12 protein-coding genes are annotated in these 17,419 nt (G+C 36.0%); all 12 read left to right on the top strand.

Features of this window, described 5'->3' with window-relative positions:
- Nucleotides 1–59: 59 nt before the first annotated feature.
- The 12 genes from ABDJ41_RS16970 (at nucleotide 60) to ABDJ41_RS16915 (ending at nucleotide 17,414) form a co-directional block, all read left to right on the top strand.
- The gene (locus ABDJ41_RS16970) at nucleotides 60–2,129 is read left to right on the top strand and encodes a beta-N-acetylhexosaminidase (protein WP_349787272.1); all 2,070 of its coding nucleotides are present in this window, start codon (nucleotides 60–62) and stop codon (nucleotides 2,127–2,129) included.
- A 65-nt stretch (nucleotides 2,130–2,194) separates the two neighbouring features.
- Nucleotides 2,195–3,364 carry a sialidase family protein gene (locus ABDJ41_RS16965; protein ID WP_349787271.1) on the top strand — a complete coding sequence of 390 codons (1,170 nt, stop codon included), beginning with the start codon at nucleotides 2,195–2,197 and terminating at the stop codon, nucleotides 3,362–3,364.
- 15 nt (nucleotides 3,365–3,379) lie between these two features.
- Complete coding sequence (locus ABDJ41_RS16960; protein WP_349787270.1) at nucleotides 3,380–4,174, top strand: fibrobacter succinogenes major paralogous domain-containing protein; 795 nt, start codon at nucleotides 3,380–3,382, stop codon at nucleotides 4,172–4,174.
- Nucleotides 4,153–5,577 (top strand): sialate O-acetylesterase, encoded by a 1,425-nt coding sequence (locus tag ABDJ41_RS16955; RefSeq protein ID WP_349787269.1) that lies wholly within the window; start codon nucleotides 4,153–4,155, stop codon nucleotides 5,575–5,577. The genes ABDJ41_RS16960 and ABDJ41_RS16955 overlap by 22 nt, the downstream gene beginning before the upstream one ends.
- Before the next feature lie 53 nt (nucleotides 5,578–5,630).
- Nucleotides 5,631–5,930, top strand: coding sequence for a pyrimidine/purine nucleoside phosphorylase (gene ppnP, locus ABDJ41_RS16950; RefSeq protein ID WP_349787268.1), 300 nt, complete (start codon nucleotides 5,631–5,633; stop codon nucleotides 5,928–5,930).
- A gap of 103 nt (nucleotides 5,931–6,033) precedes the next feature.
- A complete protein-coding gene (locus ABDJ41_RS16945; RefSeq protein ID WP_349787266.1) occupies nucleotides 6,034–6,609 on the top strand; it encodes an RNA polymerase sigma factor in 576 nt (191 codons plus the stop codon).
- 74 nt (nucleotides 6,610–6,683) lie between these two features.
- Nucleotides 6,684–7,847 carry a FecR family protein gene (locus ABDJ41_RS16940; protein WP_349787265.1) on the top strand — a complete coding sequence of 388 codons (1,164 nt, stop codon included), beginning with the start codon at nucleotides 6,684–6,686 and terminating at the stop codon, nucleotides 7,845–7,847.
- A 216-nt stretch (nucleotides 7,848–8,063) separates the two neighbouring features.
- On the top strand, nucleotides 8,064–11,441 hold the full coding sequence (locus tag ABDJ41_RS16935) for a TonB-dependent receptor (RefSeq protein WP_349787264.1): 3,378 nt from the start codon (nucleotides 8,064–8,066) through the stop codon (nucleotides 11,439–11,441).
- 21 nt (nucleotides 11,442–11,462) lie between these two features.
- The gene (locus ABDJ41_RS16930) at nucleotides 11,463–13,259 is read left to right on the top strand and encodes a RagB/SusD family nutrient uptake outer membrane protein (RefSeq protein ID WP_349787263.1); all 1,797 of its coding nucleotides are present in this window, start codon (nucleotides 11,463–11,465) and stop codon (nucleotides 13,257–13,259) included.
- A 24-nt stretch (nucleotides 13,260–13,283) separates the two neighbouring features.
- On the top strand, nucleotides 13,284–14,168 hold the full coding sequence (locus ABDJ41_RS16925; RefSeq protein WP_349787262.1) for a DUF5017 domain-containing protein: 885 nt from the start codon (nucleotides 13,284–13,286) through the stop codon (nucleotides 14,166–14,168).
- Nucleotides 14,169–14,178: 10 nt separating this feature from the next.
- Complete coding sequence (locus ABDJ41_RS16920; RefSeq protein ID WP_349787261.1) at nucleotides 14,179–16,182, top strand: carbohydrate binding domain-containing protein; 2,004 nt, start codon at nucleotides 14,179–14,181, stop codon at nucleotides 16,180–16,182.
- Between the two features lie 17 nt (nucleotides 16,183–16,199).
- Nucleotides 16,200–17,414 carry a right-handed parallel beta-helix repeat-containing protein gene (locus tag ABDJ41_RS16915; protein WP_349787260.1) on the top strand — a complete coding sequence of 405 codons (1,215 nt, stop codon included), beginning with the start codon at nucleotides 16,200–16,202 and terminating at the stop codon, nucleotides 17,412–17,414.
- Nucleotides 17,415–17,419 lie beyond the last annotated feature (5 nt).

The raw sequence follows: 17,419 nt of genomic DNA, 5'->3' as shown, positions 1-17,419 counted from the left end.
GAAACTTAATTAAAACCAAATTACTAATACTAAAGAAGTGTTAGTTAAATAATCACTGAATGAGTAAGATTAAAATTTTATCACTTGCATTTTTCTTAGTTCTGAATAGTAGTATGCTATTGGCTCAGAATTCTTTAGATATGATGCCCGTTCCAAAGCAGTTTTCTATTAAAGAAGGAAAACTATATTTAAATAAGGATTTTAGATTAGCCATTGGAGGCAATCCGAATGAAAGATTATACGCGGCTGCAACCAGGTTTCTTAGACGTTTAGATGAACAAACCATACAATGGTTTACACAAGATCAGATCTCAAAAAAAGACAACGATAAGGAGGCTATTCTGCAGATTGTTGTTGAAAGACCCGCTGAAATCCATCTTGGGGAAGATGAAAGCTATACATTGGAAATAAGTAGCAGCAAAATAAAGATAACTGCTAAAACAGATCTGGGAGCTATGTATGCTTTAGAAACACTTTTGCAGTTATTAAAAGCAGATGAGAAAGGTTTTTACTTTCCAAGCATAATTGTGAATGATGCACCAAGATTTCCCTGGCGCGGTCTGATGATAGATGTGGTAAGGCATTTTATTCCATATGAAGTAATTATAAGGAATATAGATGCCATGGCTGCTGTAAAAATGAATGTTTTGCATTTACATTTAACCGATGATCAGGGCTTTAGGATTGAAAGTAAACTATTTCCAAAACTTCATGAAATGGGGTCTAATGGAAAGTATTTATCTCAGGCGCAAATAAAAGATATCGTTAAGTACGCAACGGATAGAGGAATAAGAGTGGTTCCAGAGTTTGATATGCCTGGTCATACTTCTAGCTGGTTTCCAGCATATCCGGAATTCGCGAGTGCTTCGCAAAAATATCAAATTGAAACAAAGTACAGCCATTTTGAACCAGCACCTACAATGGATCCAACAAATGAAAAGTTGTATCCTTTCATTGATGCTTTTATAGCTGAAATGGTAACGTTATTCCCTGATGCGTACATTCATATTGGTGGGGATGAAAATAAAGGGTTACAATGGACAGCGAATGCTAATATTGAAGCCTTTAAGAAGCAACATAATCTTACAGACAACATGGCTTTACAAACTTACTTTAATGGACGGATTCAGCGAATTCTAACTAAATATAAAAAGAAAATGATGGGTTGGGATGAAATTTTAGAGCCCGGGATTTCCAAAGATATTATGATCCATTCCTGGAGAGGGAAAAATTCACTAACCGAAGCTGCAAAGAAAGGTTATCCTGTTATTATTTCACATGGTTTTTATGTTGACCTTTTATCGAGTGCTAAAGACTATTATTTGAATGAACCATTTGCAGAAAGTGATGATCTGACTCTTGATCAGCAGAAAAATATTTATGGAGGAGAAGCTGCAATATGGACTGAAGTCGCTACTGCAGAAACAATTGATTCAAGAACATGGCCAAATACAGCTGCTATAGCAGAAAGGCTATGGTCTCCACGCGATGTTAGAGATGTTAAAGATATGTATCGACGATTGGAAAAGCAAAGTGATCGATTGGAATTTTTAGGAATAGCGCATCATAAGAATTATGAAAGTATGTTAAAAAGGTTAAGTAACGGAGCTGATATTTTACCATTAAAAACATTTGTCGATGCTGTAGAACCGATGAAGGAACTTTCCAGACGGAAACAGGGTATTACATATTATACATATACTCCATTAACCATGGTGTTTGATGCTGCAAAGCCAGAAAGTAAAGTGGCAAGAGAATTCAATTCGTTGATAGAGGATTTTGTTCATAAACCAACGAAAGAGTTAGGAGATCAAATTAAAAATCAATACAACATTTGGGCGCAAAATCATGATAAGTTAAAAGAAACCATAAAAATAGCTCCGGCAATCAGAGAGATAGAACCTGTATCTGAAAACCTTATGAAACTTTCTGAAATTGGTTTAAATCTGGTAGATCAGATTTTACTAAGACAGAAAGGTAAGTTGAAAAGAAAGGAAAGGATGTCATTTGATAAATACGATGAAATTCAGGACACTTTCAGGGCAATGATTAAACCTAGAGGGAATGTCGAATTTATTGTAATAATTAATGCAACTAAGAAATTATTAGAAGAGACAATGAACGACTAATGAAAGTAAATTTTAAAATACTGTTTTTTTTTGTTTTTTCTCTGATTCTAAAAGAGAGTAAGGTAATGGCAAAAGTTTTTAAGTATTCATATAGAGATACTGTAAAAACGAATTTGTGGATTAGTCAGGTCAATTGGATGGATCCTTCAACAAATACTTATTTAGGAAGTCCGAGTATTGTGAAATTAAGTAATGGTCATATTTTGGCGTCTTTTGATCGTTTTGGACTCTTTGTTAATTCAGATGATACCTTTATTTATATTTCTAAAAATAATGGAAAATCCTGGTTACCTCTTACTGAATTAAAAGGTATGTTCTGGGCAAATCTTTTTTTACACAATGATGCCATTTATCTTTTAGGTACTTCTTCGGGGGTAAAAGATAGAAGTATTGTGATTATGAAATCAACGGATAATGGTAAGAATTGGACTAAACCTGTAGATTCCAAAACGGGGATTTTATTCGCAGACGGTGTAAATGGTAGAAAACCACTTTACCATTGTGCACCAATGCCCGTTGTTAATCATAATGGAAGATTGTTTAGGGCTTTTGAAAATTTGACGGAATTTCTTCCTGGTATGCGTGGATATAAGTCATTTGTCATCTCCATTCCAGAACATGCAGATCTTCTGAATGCAGCCAATTGGACTAAAAGTACAGAAGTTGCATATAATACTTCAAAAGACCCTGAAGGATCAAAGAATACAACAGGATGGATAGAAGGAAATATGGTGGTTGGACCTGATAATTGCCTTTGGAATATTATAAGAGTAAATTCAACACCCTATTTCGATAGGGCAGCAATGATAAAAGTAGAGAATGATGGTAAAAAAGCATCATTCAATCCAGATGATTTTATAAAGCTACCAGGTGGAATCAGTAAGTTTGTTATAAGAAAGGATCCTGAAATACCTGTATACTGGATGATTTCTAATAACAATACTCATCCCGAATATCCTTCTCAAAGGAGTGTTTTATCACTATTTTATTCAAGAGATCTAAGAACCTGGCATCATGCAAAAACATTAATGCAGGATGATCAGAATTTACCCGTATCAGAATCATTAAAGAAAACGGGTTTTCAATATCCTGATTGGATGTTTGATGGAGATGATATTATTTATTTAAGTCGAACAGCTTATCGAGGTGCCAGAAATTATCATGATTCCAATAGAATAACATTTGGAAGGATAGTGTCATTCAGAGAATTATTACCAAAAAATAAAAACCTTTAAAAAATATAAATAAGTATGAATAAGAGTATGTGTATTATTGCATCAGTAATGGTGCTTGCTGGTTGTACTACCAAAAGAATTAATGTAAATGAAATGAGTAATGAAGTTGTTCCTGCAAAAGAAATTGGTGCATTGGGACATATTACAGTGTCGTTAGGGGATCAAAAAGTTGATTATGTAACAGTAAGAGCTGCTGACGGTAAGGTGTGGACTCAACAAAATCTTGGAGCTTTAAGAATAGCATCTAATATTTCAGATAAAAATGCTTATGGGAGTTATTTTCAGTGGGGAAGAGGATTTGATGGACATGAAAAGTCTGATCCTGTCGTTGAGATAAAAAGATTGAATCCTAATAATCCAAAGGGTCTATCAAAAACAGGGATTAATCCATTCTATATTGCAGAAAAAAATAGTGATTTCTGGTGGAAAAATGGTGACCAGTATGATGCCTGGGAAGCCAATGAATTAGCTAAAATGAACGAGATAAATGGATGCGATCCATGCAAGCAACTATTAGGAAGAGCATGGAGAGTGCCTTCTATTCAAGAATGGAAAGACGTAATAGCAGCCGAGAAAATTAGTAGTTTTTTGACAGCTTATTCATCCAATTTAAAACTATTGCCTGCTGGAATGCGTAATGCAAACAATGGAAAAGTCACGAATCAGACTAGTGTATTAAGGTATTGGTCAAGTACAGCGGGAAATACAGGGAATTCATATTTAGTAAATCTTTCTTCAAAAGGACTTGAATATCCTGCATTTAGCAGAGGAGGTGGGTTGTCAATCAGATGTATAAAATCAAAAAACTAATAATAATGAACAAGAAGTATATTTTAATATCATTTATAATATTGTTATCAACTTCAGTAACTGCGCAAATTAATTTGCCATCTTTTTTTTCTGATAACATGGTATTACAAAGAAATTCAGAAGTTAATTTTTGGGGTTGGGCAAATAGGGGAGCTGATGTAACAATTATTCCATCCTGGACTAATATTCCAGTCAAGGTAAAATCTACAGGTTATGCCCGCTTTGATGTGAAACTAAAAACACCTGAAGCAGGCGGCCCATTCGACATAACTGTTGTTTGTGGCGTTTATAAAAAAGTTCTAAAAAATATTTTAATAGGAGAAGTTTGGTTGTGCTCCGGCCAATCTAATATGCAATGGAATTCTAATAACAAGCTTAAAGAAATGTTAGATGAATTACCAAATGCAACTAATCAAAAAGTTAGACTATTGCAGGTTAGTAATATTGCCTCTTTGAACCCACAAGATAACATTTACGATTCCTGGAAGGAATGTAATCCAGAAACAGCTATTGGATTTAGCGCAATCGGATATTTTATTGCAAAGGAGTTAAGTCAAGAGTTAAATGTCCCTATTGGTATTATCAATGCCAGTTGGGGTGGAACTGCAGCCGAATTCTGGACACCTTCTCATATTATTGAAAAAGATGAAGAACTTTTAACAAATGCTAAAAAACAAAAACCTTCGCCATCTAAACCGCATGATGCCGGTTCATTGTGGAACGCTATGATTAATCCACTTGTTGGTTATAATATTGCAGGTGTATTTTGGTATCAAGGCGAATCAAATATTGTTTCTTATAGTGGCTATAATAAACTCTTCTCTGCCATGATTAAATCCTGGAGAGATGCTTGGAAATATGAATTTCCCTTTTATTATGTGCAAATTGCTCCGTATGATTACAAATCTAAACCAGAAGAACAAAGAGGTGCTTTGTTAAGGGAACAACAGATTAAAACATTACAACTGCCGAAAACAGGTATGGTTGTGGTAACGGATTTGGTGACAGATATTAAAAATATTCATCCAACAAAAAAAATGGAGGTTGCTAAAAGACTAGCCAGGCTGGCTATTGTGGATACTTATGGAAGAAAAAGTAATGATTATAAATCTCCAGTTTATAAATCCCATACTGTAGTAGGAAATAATGTGATTATTGAATTTGATGATATAATTGGAAAACTTAAAGTTGAAGGGCCGCTTATTACAGATTTGCTTATTGCGGATGAATCCCAGAAGTTTTTTCCAGCAGATTATAAAATCTCAAATAATAAATTGATTGTATTTAATAAGAGTATCAAAGTTCCTGTAGCGGTTAGGTTTGGTTTTACTGATGTATCCACTCCTAATTTATTTAATAGTAATGGATTGCCAGTATCTCCTTTTAGAACAGATAAATGGTAATCAACTTTTATATACATTTGTGCTTTTAAAAATTAATCAACCAAACTAAAATCATGAGTAATTCAATCAATGAAGCAATAGCACACAATGTATATTTTGAAGGTAAAGTTCAAAGCCTTGGGTTAGAAACAGCTAAAGGAAAGGCAACATTAGGTGTTATGAAGAAAGGTACCTATACATTTTCTACTTCATCACCAGAGAAAATGGTAATTGTTTCTGGTACTATGGAAGTAAAGTTAGCGGGTGCCAACTTAAAAGAATATAGTGAGGGAGAAGAGTTTGATGTTATTGCAAATACTTCTTTTGATGTGATATGCAACAGTGATGTTGCCTACCTATGCTATTACGGATAACCCATCCACAATGAATTCATAGATAGGTTAATCTCAAATATTTGCTTTTAATTTTGAGATTAACCTATTTTAGTGCTAGATTCAAACCAGGGATTTTAAGGGTATGCATAAATATTGTGGACTTTCTGATGTAGAGTTATCCGATTTACTTAAGTCGGGTGATCATTTTGCATATTCAGAAATTTATACCCGTTATAAAGGACCATTATATATTCACGCTTATAATAAGCTCAGAAATAGAGAAGAAGCAAAAGACCTTGTGCAGGAATTATTTACAGTATTGTGGAATAAAAGAGATACGTTGCTGTTAACAGATAACCTTGCATCCTATCTGTATGGAGCGGTAAGAAATAGAGTATTCAGAATTATTGGACGTAAAGGGATAGAGTCTTCTTATATAACATCTATTCAGGACTCTGTAAATAAAAGCAACTGTGTTACCGATCATCGCGTAAGAGAAAACTTGTTACAGAAGATGATAGATCGTGAAATAGATTCTCTACCACCTAAAATGAAAGAGGTTTTCCTGATGAGCAGAAAGGAAAATCTTAGTCATAAAGAAATTGCAGATAAGCTGGGTATTACAGAACCAACAGTTAAGAAGCAAGTGAATAATGCATTGAAAACCCTGAGGGTGAAACTGGGCTTATTTGCCTATCTGATTTTTCTCTTAAAATAAATTAAATTTTTCTACGCCCTAAGGCATTCTTATGTATCATACTTATAATAACGGTTAAAAACGTTATAATTTGCATGAATAAGGAAGAGATACTCGAACTGATTAATAAATATAATGAAGGTAAATGCAATGCTGATGAAATAAGCTTATTGGAAAGCTGGTATCTGACTCAGGATAGCCTTTATCATAAAGAGCTTGACGAACAAAAAATTGAGCAGGACCTTGATCAGGTATTTAAACAATTACCTAAACCTATAATACGAAAACTCTGGTGGCCTAGAGTCGTTGCAGCCGCTGCAATTGTGGTTTTGTGCGCAGGGATAGTTGTATATAACAATTTCTTTAAAACATCTGGTCTTGCCGAAGGTCAGAGGAGTGTATATAAGAACGATATCTTTCCAGGAGGAAATAAAGCGGTATTAACTTTAGCCAATGGGCAACGCATAAGCCTTGATAGTACAAAACAGGGAATAGTAATTAATACCACACTGACTTATAATGATGGTACAGCCATTACGTCTTCTGGTAAAACTGGTAATGATACTAAACAGCTGAGCATGCAAACTCCTCGTGGTGGTCAGTACCGGATTGTATTACCAGATGGTACAAAGGTTTGGTTAAATGCGGGGTCTTCCATTAAATTTCCTTCAACTTTTTCGAAAGCTGAAATCCGTGAAATTGAGTTGAAAGGAGAGGCTTATTTTGAGGTAGCTAAGGTGTTTCTCGGAAAAACTGATGCAGGCAAAAAGGGACAAAGAATGCCATTTATTGTAAGAACAGCATTACAGGATATTCAAGTGCTTGGTACACATATAAATGTAAATGCTTATGCAGATGAACCTGTAACAGCAACTACACTTATTGAAGGTGTTGTCGGGATATCTTCAAATGGCCGGTTTGCGAAAACGAAACAAATTAAACCCGTGATACTAAAACCGGGTGAACAGGCTGGAACAGATAATAAAGGACAATTGATCGTCAAAGATGTTGATACAGAACAGATTCTGGCATGGAAAAACGATTATTTCATGTTTAAAGATGAACCTATACAAAGCATCATGAGAAAACTTTCCCGATGGTATGATATTGATGTAAGTTATGAAGGAGATCTTTCTGATCTGACATTTCTTGGAGTAGTATCTAAATCAAAAAATATTTCAACTGTGTTAAAAGTAATGGAATCAACCGGAAGTGTTCACTTTAAAATAGAAGGAAGGAGGGTCATCGTAAAAAGATAAATCTACTTTATTAAGAAGGTAAATCTGAAGAAGCCGGAGGCGATGCGACCCGCCGCCGGCAGATGCTGAGTTTACCCATTAAATGTGCTTAAACAATCAATCTAAAACCCAACAAGCAAATATATGATTATTTACAACCTGAATCTGTTGAGATTTAGGGTACCTATATATGTACCCAAACAATTTTTGCGAATTATGAAGCTAACCATCATCATAATGACCACTTTTTTACTTCAGGTAAGCGCCGGAACTTATGCGCAAAAGATTACACTGAATGAAAAAAATGCATCACTGGAACACATTATAAACACAATAAGATCACAAAGTGGTTATGATTTTATTGGGAGTGCAAAGCTGATAAAATCAGCAAAGCCTGTAAGCATCAATGTAAAAGAGATTAGTCTGGATGAGGCTTTGGAAATTTGCTTCCAGAATCAAAATTTAACTTATTCTATTGAAGACAAGACTGTGGTGATCAGACTTAAAGAGAAATCTGTACTTGATAGAGTAGTAGATTATTTTGCTCTTATTAAAATTACGGGTACGGTAACGGATTCCAAAGGCAGTCCACTGCCTGGAGTTCTGGTCTCTATTAAAAGAAATACCTACAAATCAGCAACAAATGCACAGGGAAAATATGTAATACCTGCTGCTGAGGAACAAGCCACTCTTGTCTTTTCTATGATAGGATTTGCTACACAAGAAGTAAATGTTGCAGGAAGAAAGGTAATAAATGTAGAGCTTAAAGAATCAGACACTAAACTCGATGAAGTTGTAGTAGTAGGTTATGGATCTGTTCAGAAGAAAGATTTAACTGGTTCAGTAGGACTGGCTAAAGTTTCTGATATGACTAAGGCACCGGTAGCGTCTTTTGATCAGGCATTAGCTGGCCGTATTGCTGGTGTAACAGTTTCTTCAGGCGATGGACAGCCTGGTAAAGAAAATAATATCGTTATCCGGGGAGGAAACTCACTTACCCAGAGTTCTGCACCACTATATGTAATAGATGGTTTTCCTATGGAAGATTTTTCAAGTGCTGCGGTAAGTCCCGAAGATATTGCCTCTATCAGTGTATTGAAAGATGCATCGGCAACGGCTATTTATGGTTCAAGAGGTGCCAACGGGGTTATTGTTATAGAAACCAAAAAGGGTGTGAGCGGGAAGCCTGCAATTAGTTATAAGGGCTCCGCAGGCTTTCAGGAAGCAACGAATAAGATGGATATGATGAAACCTTATGATTTTGTAAAATATCAGCAGGAGATATATCCTACACTGGCTGAAAAATATTATTTGGGGGATGTGAACATGACTCTGGATGACTATAAAACCAAAAAAGGCTACGATTGGCAGAATAGCTTATTCAGAACTGCACCTATACATATACATAATTTATCAGTACGTGGTGGTAATTCAAGTACAAAGTATTCTATTTCAGGTATGGTATACGATCAACAGGGCATCATTATTAATTCCGCTTACAAACGCTATCAAGGAAGGATGTCCATAGATCAGACGATCAGTAAAAAATTAAAGGCAGGTGCCACAGCTGCTTTAGGAAAAATGATAAAATCTGGTTCACCGATTGCATCTGGCGAAACCAGTTCAGCAACCAGTTATGTAATGTATAAAACCTGGGGTTTCCGCCCTGTAACATCATCGGATGCAATTGATCTGGAATCTGTATTGGTAGATCCGGAAAGCTCAGGCCTCAATCTGATGATTAATCCAATTATTAATGCAAAGGAAGAAATGATTAATAATGATTATGTGGATATTAATGCAAATTCCTATTTGTCATACGATATAGTAAAAGGGCTTACATTAAAGGTTACAGCTGGAATAAATAGTCGTAAAAATGAATACACCTATTTTTATAATTCAAGAACATCACGTGGTACACCTTTAAATCCTAGTAATTTCAGAGGTGTTTATGGAGGAGTGGTAAACAGGTCATACAGTACATTATTAAATGAAAATACACTGACCTACAATAAAAGGTTTAATAAAGATCATGTTTTAAACGCTGTCGGAGGATTCTCTTTTCAGGCAAGTAACAATAGGTCCTATGGATTTGAAGCAGATCACATCCTTGTAGAAGAGTTAACGTTCAATGCTTTAGCTTCCGGAACACCATATCAGAATACCTCTTTAGAAGGACTTAGCAGGCTTTCTTCTTTTTTTGGAAGAGTTAATTACAACTTCAAATCAAAGTACCTGTTTACATTAACCATGAGAGCAGATGGTTCTTCTAAATTTCCTTCCGGAAAAAAATGGGGTTATTTCCCTTCTGGAGCCGTCGCCTGGAAAATGAAGGAAGAGTCATTTTTAAAGAATGTTTCAGTGATCTCGGATGCAAAACTGAGAGGAAGTTTTGGTATCACAGGAAACAACAGGATAGGTGATTTTGACTATTTACCAAGATTAATCCTGGCAGATTATAATGCGGGTTATTCTTATGGAAATTCGGTACCAACTAAGGGAGCTATTTATACCGCTTTAGGTAATTCGTTATTAAGATGGGAAAGTACGCAACAAACAGATATCGGATTAGATTTAGGCTTTTTCAATGAACGTATTATTCTGAATGTAGATGTTTATCGTAAAGTAACCTCCGATTTATTATTGTCGGCAAACCTTCCTAGAACTACAGGCTTTATCTCTGCATTTAAAAATATAGGTGAAGTGATGAATAAGGGATTGGAGATCAGCATTAATACAGTGAACATAAAAAGCAAAGACTTTTCCTGGGAAAGTAGCTTTAATATCTCTTTCAATAGAAATAAAATCCTGAAACTGTCCGAAGGAGAAGATAATCTCCAAAGTAAAGTAAGCTGGGAGAATAATTATAGTGCTCCAATGTATATTGGAAAAGTAGGACAGCCTGCGGCATTATTTTATGGTTATGTGTTTGATGGAAACTATCAATACTCAGATTTTGATGAAGTATCTCCTGGCAAATACATGCTGAAAGGCAATGTAACTACCAATGGTGAATCAAGAACCGCTATACAACCTGGAGATATTAAATACAAAGATATGAATGGTGATCTTGTTGTCAACTCATCAGATCTGGCTATTATCGGAAGACCATTGCCCATACATACAGGTGGTTTTTCGAATAATTTTAATTATAAAAGCTTTAGCCTGGGTGTGTTTTTTCAATGGTCCTACGGTAATGATGTTCAGAACGCAAATAGGTTGATATTTGAAGGAAATTCTTTATTCAGACCTCTATTAAATCAGTTCAGCAGTTACAATAACAGGTGGACACCAGAGAATCAGAATAATGAACTTTTCAGATCAGACGGACATGGGCCAATAGGTGCTTATTCGTCCAGAACTATAGAAGATGGTTCATTCTTGCGACTGAAAACGGTGTCATTAGAATACAAAGTACCAGTATCCCTGGCTAAAAAATTATATATGAATAATTTATCATTCAGTGTTTCATCGCAAAACCTGTTTACCTGGACAAATTATAAAGGTATGGATCCTGAAGTGTCTACCAGACATTCGGCTTTAACACCTGGTTTCGACTTTTCGGCTTACCCAAGAGAAAGAACCATAGTATTTGGAATTAATGCTAATTTTTAATTCAAATTTGATTTTAAGAACATGAAAAGTAATTATACCATTATATGCCTGCTGATATTACTCAGTTTTAGTTCATGTAAAAAGTTTTTAGAACCTGATCCAAGGGATATGCTATCACCAGTAAATTACTATGATACGGAACAGCAGATGAATAACGCTATTGCTGGTGTTTATGATATACTTGGAAGAGGACAATTATATGCTTATTCACTGCAGACCCGTTTAGCTACAGAAGCTGATGAAGGTTTTTATGCAAGTACATCCAGAACAAATGGGCCTCAGTTTTATGATTTGTCATCCGGGGATAGTGAGGTGCTTGATTTTTGGACTGCACTTTACTCTGGTATCAGCAGAGCAAATGCTGTTCTCGAGAATATAAATAAACCCGATATGGACGAGACAAAGAGAAACGCGATACATGGTGAGGCTTTATTTTTAAGAGCTTATTATCATTTCCTATTGGTGACAAACTGGGGAGATGTGCCATTGATTTTAAGTACTGCAAAATCTGTAGAAGGGAATTCAGTTGCCCGGACTCCGGCAGCTCAGGTATATGAACAAATTACAAAGGACATGATCAATGCAGAAGCATTGGTTCCTTCTATAACAGAAGTGAAAATTGGGGGAAGGGTTAATAAATCAGCGATAAGAGGAATTCTGTCAAGAGTATATCTGTATTGGGCTGGTTATCCGCTTAGAAATACCGCCAAATATGAAGATGCAAGAAACTGGGCTAAAAAAGTTATGGATGATACGGAAGCAGCACATGATTTAAACCCATCATATAGCCAGGTATTTATCAATTATGCAGCGGATAAATATGATATTAAAGAAAGCATTTTTGAAGTAGAATTTGCTACAACTGGAATTTATGAACATGGACAGGTAGGTTCATGGATTGGAATACGTTCAAGTAATGCTGATATAGGTACCGCATATGGTTTTATTGGTGCTAGTAAAAAACTTTATCAATTGTATAAGGCTGGAGATTTGCGAAGAGACAGAGCAGTTGCGCCTTTTTATTATAATGCTGATGGTACAAAAGTGTACTGGACAGGTACAACATTTTATGGTAGAAGTGTAGGGAAATGGCGCAGAGAAGAAGAAACTGCCAGACCAAAGCTTAGTCAGAATACACCTATAAACTTTGCTTTGCTAAGGTATTCAGATGTGCTGCTGATGTTTGCAGAAGCGGAGAGCGAACTAAATAACGGCCCAACACAGGCATGTATAGATGCGGTCAACAAAATAAGACGTAGAGCCTGGGCTAGTGGAATTAATACAATTACCATTACCAATCAGGGAGCAGGTTATACCTCTGCACCTACAGTGACCATCAGTGGCGGAAGTGGCTCCGGAGCTGTAGCTACTGCAATAATTACCACTGGTAAAGTCACTGGGATTAACCTTAGTCCAGATCCACTTACTGGAGTTAAATTAGGTAGTAATTATACGAGTCCACCTACCATTAGTATTACAGGTGGAGGAGGTACAGGAGCAACTGCCGTTGCTACAATTCATCAGGTATCTGACGCGGATGTACTTATGATGGATAAAGAAGATTTCCTGGATTTAATTAAAGAAGAACGCTCCAGAGAACTCTGTTTTGAAGCAATGAGGAAGTATGATCTGATCAGATGGAATATATTGGGCATTACACTGAACCAAATGTCAAATGATATTAAGTCTAATGCTCCTGATACTTATAAATATGCTGGATTAAGTTCTTCCAATTTTCAACCTAAAAATCTTGTTCTTCCTATACCAATCAGTGAGATAGCATTGAATAAAGCATTGGTTCAAACTACAGGATGGTAATTTTTTAACCTTAGAATTTTTCACATGAAAATCAGAATATATTTAGTAATGCTACCATTGATTTCCTGCTTTTTCTCTTGTAGTAAAAGTATAGAAATTTCTAGTCCGGAATTTAATGTTACGGTAGCTAAACAAACCTATAAGGTAAATGAAGTAGTTGAGTTCAAATTTTCAGGGAGTGCTGATTATGTCACCTTTTATGATGGGAGTAATGGACACAATTACGAATTCAGAGAAAGAACTTCAATTGAAGGAGCAGTACCACAACTTAAGTTTGATAGTGAAGGTAAGTTTGGAACACAGGTAAATACACTTGCTTTATTGGTGTCGCGTAATTTTAACGGACAATTAAATAAAGAAAGTATTTATAATGCTTCCTGGGATGATATTACCAATCGTGCAACACTATCGGCAGGTACAGTTGTACCATCAGGAACTATAGACCTGAGTGATTTTATCCAGCGGGGACCTATACATATTGCTTTCAAATATATCGGGAAGAATATGGCTACTCCCCAAAAGACATGGTACATCACTAATTTTTCATTGAATACATTAACCCCGGAGGGCAAAATATTACCTATTGTACCTGATTTGGCTAGTGGTGGTTGGCTTGAGTATAGCGTGGAGGGGGATGCCAGAAAATGGAGAATTACTGCACCAAATCTTTATATAGGCGCAAATGCCAATGAACCTGATAACGAAGATTGGGTAATTACCAAAGCCTTGCAGTTGACCTCAGTAAACCCTGATGCGGGGTTAGCGATTAAAGATTTAAGTGGTCCCATAACCCAATATGCTCATACTTATAAAGAAGCAGGGACATATAAAGTCGTTTTTGTTGCTGTGAATGGTAATGTTTACGATAGGAAACAAGTGGTTAAGGAAGTTATGGTTACCATAGAATAATTGATAAGATATGAAAAGAACAAAAAGTTATCACACCCTTATTTTTATGTTGCTTATGAGCTTGTTCTCAGCGATTTTTCCCGCTACTGCTCAAAAAATAAGGGCTGAGGTTAAGTTAGGTGAGAATCAGATCACAGACCCCGGTTTTGAGAACGCAGATCCTAAATGGTTGATCCCAGCTAAATTTGCAACCATTGTAGAGGGAGAGGCTTATGAGGGTAAAAAAAGCATACATTTTAAACACATGGATCCCAAAGTCTATGCACCGAGAATTACTCAGAAAATAAGTGTTAGTCCTGGCGAAACCATTTATTTTAGTGTATGGGTAAAAGCTAAGGACGTTGATGCAACAAATGCAGAAAAGAACACCTACGGTGCACGTGTATACTTACAAAGCTATGATGCTGCGGGTAAAATGATCAATGGCATATATCCCGCATCTAGTGGGCCTGGTACCTATAACTGGAAACAGATAGGTGGGGTGTATACAGTTCCGATGGATGCAGAAACTGTTTCTATCGGGATAGGTTTTCTACCAGGAATAACAGGTGAGGTATGGTTCGATAATGTTTCATTACAATTAGAAGCACCCGAACTATTTGAGTCTTTTATGGTAAGTCCAAACTACAGAGGAATGGTGTTGTCAGGAGATGAAAATGCCTGGACTACAAAATTAAGGATTAACCCATCAGCTCCTGATCTTAAGAGCAAAGTTCGTGCGATATTTACCTTAAAGGACAAAAAGAAAGTTCTGAGCAAAAAGGACTATACATTTAGTTTGAACAAGATAGACACGACCTTATCATTCTCTCCACCAAAAGGTATTGCTATAGGTAATTATACCTGGAATATGCAGTATTTTAATGAAAAAGGTAAATTGGTTCTCGATCAGGAACATCCTGTTGAAGTGGTAAAATCTATGCCGGAAGTATACATAGACAAGGAAGGTTTTACAGTGAAAAATGGAAAGCGGATTTTTCCATTTGGGGTTTATATCGGGCATCACGACGACCAACATTTAAAGCGTATAAAAGATGCTGGATTTAATACAGTTCTATCTTATGGATACGGTTTTAATAAAGGTGCAGAAGCCTATCTCGATCATGCTCACGAATATAACTTAAATGTAATATACTCCTTAAAGGATATGTACGAAGGGAGATCAATGAAGATTGATCAGCCTCGGAAAACAGCTGTTGAGTACATTAATAAACTCAAAAATAAGCCAGCCTTACTGTCCTGGTATACTGTTGATGAATTACTGCCGGAATGGCTTCCTAAAATAAAGGATATGTACAGTGATATTGTTGAAAATGATAAGAACCACCCTGCTTTTCAGGTTCACTATTATGATGGTGCAAGGATGTTGGAGAAGTATTATTATACAACAGATATCATGGCAACAGATCCTTATCCTTTAGGTAGGCCCGACTTAAATCTGACAACCATTCGCACGAATGCAACAGTAAATGGTATGCATGGATCAAAAGGAGTATGGTCTGTCCCACAGATTATGGATTGGGCAGTATATCAAAAAGATAGAAAACCCAAACCACCAACGCTAGATGAGATGAGAAATCAAGCTTATCAAGCAATTATATCTGGTGCAAAGGGCATGATATTTTATAGTTACTACGATCTTTTTCATGAGAAATGGCCACGTAATGAATCTTTTAGTGTTGAATATTTTAACGAGCGCTGGAAAGGGGTAAGTTCAATGTCAAAAGAGATTAGTGCTTTGATCCCTATGTTATTGGCAGGGAAGGAAAAACCTTTAACAATATCCGCTAATGATGGGGCTGTTATAAGTGCAAAAGAACATAATGGAGAGTTGTTTATCTTATTAGCTAACCCTTATTATACTGTTAAAAGTCTGAGCATTAATATACCAGCTGGTTGGCAGATTGTCTCTAAAGATCAAGGGCAAATAACTGCTGTTCAGACAGGTAATCAGTTGAAATTTACTTTACCTTCTATAGGAAGTGGCTTATATAAATTAACTAAAAAATTATAAACCCTTAAGCTTATTGTATGAATGAATTTTTAAAATTACTGGCGTTGAATGTGCTTTTTGTTTCATCATCATGTAAACAAGAGTTTACTGAGGGCTTCGAAAATAAAGTAGCTTCCTCTAAAACTGAGATTGGAATTATGTCGGTTGCAAATCTAACGATCGAAACAGGAATGACACTTGCACAAATGAATAGTGTAATTGCTGCAGCGAATGCAGGAGATACTGTATGGGTTGAAGCTGGGACATATTACATTCCCAGCGGAAAGATTGTAATGAAATCTGGTGTAACGCTACAAAGAAAGACAGCTGTTAATCCCATTTTTGATGGTACCAGTGTTGCAAATGGTATGCTCACAATGTCTTATTATACAGGACAGATAGACAATTGTCTAATCAGAGGGATAACTTTTCATAATATTCGGTTTAATATAAATAGTGCTCAAAACCTCAGGTTTATGTATTGTGATTTCGATTACGGTAAAAGACCTTCTGGGACAGATAAGAATTTCTATCAGGATGCTTATATTCAGTTGACCGGAACAGATAGTGCCGTGGTAGATAATTGTAATTTCTACAGACGTTCGGGGAACAGTGGCAGAGCAATCTGGAACACCTCTGCAACAAATTCAAAAATCATTAACAATGATATTGGTGATGGTGGTTCATTAGGTTATTTTGTAACTGGAATAAATGAGTCGTTAACTAATAATACCATTATCCAGGCAAATAAGATAAAACGTAATCCCGCTTTAAATACTGATGATGCACAAACAGACCATGGTATTTATGCCCACAGTTTTGATCAGGTATTAATTAAATATAATACAATTTCCGGATGGCCTCCTAATGCCTCCGGGGGTTCTGTAAAGGCTCGCAATGGGCAGAATATTAGCATATTTGGTAATAATATGACAGGGTCTGGAGTCTTATTATATGAATATAGCGGGAGTACCTCGCCTTTTCTTAAATACGTTGATGTTTCTTATAATACAATTGATATTACTACTAATGTAAATGACATCTATCATGGAATCGGGTATTGGAGAAATAATGCAACCGATATGGAGTACTCAATACGAATTACACACAATAAGATGCCGAATGGTACCATTAATTTCATTGGGACAAACCTTGATGTGAGTAATTTTAATGCCTCAAGCGGAGGAGTATTTGATAATGATATGGGGATACTTAACATCAAAACCGGAATCAATAACAGCGGTAATTTTTAATCATA

The organism is Pedobacter sp. ASV1-7, assembly GCF_040203335.1.
In the GTDB taxonomy this organism is placed as follows: domain Bacteria; phylum Bacteroidota; class Bacteroidia; order Sphingobacteriales; family Sphingobacteriaceae; genus Pedobacter.
Note: the sequence above shows the minus strand (reverse complement) of the source record. Positions and strands in the feature narration are given on the sequence as shown.

Bases quoted from the DNA above. Each gene is read 5' to 3' on its own strand.
- ABDJ41_RS16970 (WP_349787272.1), top strand. From the start codon at position 60: ATGAGTAAGATTAAAATTTTATCACTTGCATTTTTCTTAGTTCTGAAT.
- ABDJ41_RS16965 (WP_349787271.1), top strand. From the start codon at position 2,195: ATGGCAAAAGTTTTTAAGTATTCATATAGAGATACTGTAAAAACGAAT.
- ABDJ41_RS16960 (WP_349787270.1), top strand. From the start codon at position 3,380: ATGAATAAGAGTATGTGTATTATTGCATCAGTAATGGTGCTTGCTGGT.
- ABDJ41_RS16955 (WP_349787269.1), top strand. From the start codon at position 4,153: ATGTATAAAATCAAAAAACTAATAATAATGAACAAGAAGTATATTTTA.
- ppnP (WP_349787268.1), top strand. From the start codon at position 5,631: ATGAGTAATTCAATCAATGAAGCAATAGCACACAATGTATATTTTGAA.
- ABDJ41_RS16945 (WP_349787266.1), top strand. From the start codon at position 6,034: ATGCATAAATATTGTGGACTTTCTGATGTAGAGTTATCCGATTTACTT.
- ABDJ41_RS16940 (WP_349787265.1), top strand. From the start codon at position 6,684: ATGAATAAGGAAGAGATACTCGAACTGATTAATAAATATAATGAAGGT.
- ABDJ41_RS16935 (WP_349787264.1), top strand. From the start codon at position 8,064: ATGACCACTTTTTTACTTCAGGTAAGCGCCGGAACTTATGCGCAAAAG.
- ABDJ41_RS16930 (WP_349787263.1), top strand. From the start codon at position 11,463: ATGAAAAGTAATTATACCATTATATGCCTGCTGATATTACTCAGTTTT.
- ABDJ41_RS16925 (WP_349787262.1), top strand. From the start codon at position 13,284: ATGAAAATCAGAATATATTTAGTAATGCTACCATTGATTTCCTGCTTT.
- ABDJ41_RS16920 (WP_349787261.1), top strand. From the start codon at position 14,179: ATGAAAAGAACAAAAAGTTATCACACCCTTATTTTTATGTTGCTTATG.
- ABDJ41_RS16915 (WP_349787260.1), top strand. From the start codon at position 16,200: ATGAATGAATTTTTAAAATTACTGGCGTTGAATGTGCTTTTTGTTTCA.